Below are 2,730 nucleotides of genomic sequence, written 5' to 3'. Positions count from 1 at the left end.
CCACGGCGGTGAACAGTCCGGTCTCGGGTTCGACCGCCACGTGGGCCTTGAAGCCGTCCTGGTGGTGAGTACGGGTTTTGTGCACATGCCGCGATTCGGGATCGACGGTGGAGATCACCCGGTCGGGGACGGTGCGCCGGGCGATGCGCCAGCGCCCGTCGCGACCGTCGCAGTCCCCGGCCGGTTCCACATCCTGGCCGGCGACCGGGGCCAGCAGGCCCACCGCGCCGGCAGCCTGCTCGTCCAAAGGCTGCTCGGGCAGGCTGGCCAGCAGGCGGATGGCATCGGTGACCAGGGCGTCCACCAGCGCGGCCCGGGCCTGCCCGTCATCCCAGGCGATCCGCGGCTTGCCCGGATCGGCGTAATCATGGGCGGTGCAGGATGCGGCAGCGACCTGGACGGCACCGGGCACGTGACGGATCACGCGGCGGATCGCGGCGATCAACTGGGTGACGGTGTCCTGGGTGGCCACCGCGTCATCCAGCACCGCCGAATCCAGCGCCCGCCGCTGCCTGCCCTTGAGCACCCCCGTCGCGGCGACCACCGCACCGACGGCCTCAAACAGGCGATCGGGCCGGCGGGAGCGGGCCAGCCGCCGCCGGAAGTAGGTCAGCAGCGACGGATCGAACGCGGTGTCATATAGCCCCAGCCCGCAGGCGGCCTTCCACCGCAGGTCACACCGCAATGCCTGGACGGTGTCGACGTCCGGCAGCCCGTGCAGTGTCTGCAACACCACCGCAGCCGCCAGGACCTGCGGCGGCATGCTCGGACGCCCGTTGCGCGAGGGATACATATCCGCGAACATCTCCACGGGAAACAGCGCCTGGCGATGCTCGGCCAGGAACGCGAACACGCTCCCCGCCGGGATCAACTCCCGGCAGGTCTGCCACACATCCGGCCCGACCAACTCTCCGGCCCACTCACCCTGCACATCAATCACTTTGGCCTCATCCCGGAAGGAACGAGGCCAAAACGCAAGATCTTCAGTGGGCTTCTAGGGCCTGTATCGAAAGCGCCGGTCACAGCCACCCGTTGCTCTGAGGCAGGGGTAAACCGCTACTTCAGCGGTGGATGTGGCGAGTACGGTGTGGCTGTGGCCGGTGATCGCGTGCAGCGGCGGCTCACGGAGACAGACGCGCGGACGCGAAGGAGCGAATGGTGCCAGGCGCTGTACTGCGAGGGGTGACTCTGGACTGTGCCGACCCGCAGACGCTGGCGGACTTCTACGGTGCACTGACCGGGATGCGCGAACTCTTCAGTACGGACGAGTTCGTCGCTCTGACGGACGACTCCGGCTGTGATCTGGGATTCCAGAGGGTTGACGGATACCGGGCTCCGCAGTGGCCGGGTCAGGACGTGCCACAACAGTTCCACCTGGATTTCCGCGCTGACGACCTCGATGCGATGGAAGAGCTGGCCCTGGAACTCGGCGCGGCCAAACCGGACCATCAGCCCGGCGACGGACGCTGGCGGGTACTCCTGGATCCGGCTGGCCACCCCTTCTGCCTGACGTCTTCCTGACGTCACCGGCGTTGACAGGTATCCCCCGTCAGACGCCGTAGCGCTCAGGCTTGGGCGAGCGGTTCATCAGCTGCTGGCCGCCTCGGAGAGGGCATAGCGTCAGATGTGCTGGTCACAGCCACTCGTTGATGGCCGTTACCAGTACGGTTGCCTCGTAGCGGACCGCGAGCTTGTCGTACCTCGTGGCCACGGCACGGTGCCTTTTGAGGCGATTGATGCCGCACTCGACCGCGTGCCGAGCCTTGTAGTCCTCCGGGTCGAACTTCGGCGGACGGCCGCCGCGGGAGCCGCGTTTCCTTCGGTTGCGGGCCTGGTCGGCCTTGTCCGGGATGGTGCAGCGAATGCCACGTCTGCGCAGGTAGGCGCGGTTCTTCCGGGAGGCGTACGCCTTATTAGCGCGCACCCGCCTCGGCCGGGTGCGCGGTCTGCCGGACCCCAGCCGGGGCACCCTGATGCGGCCCAGGACAACCTCGAACTGCGGGGAGTCCCCGCGCTGCCCGGCGGTGATCACGATGGACATGGGCTTTTGCCCCTGCTCGATGGCGAGGTGCAGCTTGGTGGTCAGGCCGCCGCGCGAGCGCCCGAGGCCGTGGTTGTCGGGCTCGACTGCGACACCGCCGGGCGGCTCCTTCTGCAGGTCCCCCTTTTCCTCGCTCCGGCGGCGTGCTGGTGGGCCCGGCAGACGGTGGAGTCGACGTTGAGGTCCCAGGTGATCAGGTTCTTGGCATCGGCCCGGGCCTGGCGTTCGGTGAAGATGCGCTGCCAGTTGCCGTTGCGCTGCCAGCGGCGGAACAGGTCGTACGCCCGGCCCCACGGCCCGTACTCGGCGGGCATGTCCCGCCACGGGATAACCCGGAACCGTATGCCGTCGATCAGCTGCCGCCGGGTCCATATCGGTGGCCGGCCGGGCTTCTTGCCCTTTGGCAACAGCAGCTCCAGCACGGCCTATTGCTCGTCCGTCAGATCTCCACGCGCCACGAATCAAGATCATCTCACACCCAAGATCCACTTTCGACACAGGCCCTAGAACGCCAAGGCAGGCGGACGCCGGGGGCAGGCGGAGCCCGCAAGTAAGGGGGCGGGGAGGCGCCCCGGCAATTAAGGGCGAAGGCGCGGGGCGCGCGGAGCGCAGGGGGCGGGCAGAGCCCGCAAAGAAGGGTGGGCGGGTGGGAGTCCCACGGCAACCAAGGGGCCCACGGACCAGGCGGG

The 2,730-nt window shown here is 68.5% G+C and carries 3 protein-coding genes; 1 reads left to right on the top strand and 2 read right to left on the bottom strand.

The genetic code is table 11. From position 1 onward, the window contains the following. Nucleotides 1-907, bottom strand: a 907-nt coding sequence (locus tag Aple_RS42295; protein ID WP_170321944.1) for a transposase, incomplete at its 3' end; no start/stop codon positions are given. Between the two features lie 275 nt (nucleotides 908-1,182). Here Aple_RS42295 and Aple_RS42290 point away from each other — a divergent pair. Next, nucleotides 1,183-1,521: a VOC family protein gene (locus Aple_RS42290; protein WP_246265157.1), complete on the top strand. Its 339-nt coding sequence runs from the start codon at nucleotides 1,183-1,185 to the stop codon at nucleotides 1,519-1,521. Nucleotides 1,522-1,633: 112 nt separating this feature from the next. On the opposite strand, the gene Aple_RS42285 is transcribed toward Aple_RS42290, so the two are convergent. Continuing rightward, nucleotides 1,634-2,463 (bottom strand): IS5 family transposase gene (locus Aple_RS42285; protein WP_373869699.1). Its coding sequence is split into 2 segments (ribosomal slippage): nucleotides 1,634-2,116 and nucleotides 2,119-2,463, totalling 828 coding nucleotides; the frame shifts between segments, so codons are not numbered across the junction. Between the last annotated feature and the right edge of the window lie 267 nt (nucleotides 2,464-2,730).

The organism is Acrocarpospora pleiomorpha, from assembly GCF_009687885.1.
GTDB classification, from domain to species: domain Bacteria; phylum Actinomycetota; class Actinomycetes; order Streptosporangiales; family Streptosporangiaceae; genus Acrocarpospora; species Acrocarpospora pleiomorpha.
The sequence above is the reverse complement of the archived record's forward strand: the minus strand, read 5'-3'. Positions and strand labels throughout refer to the sequence as shown.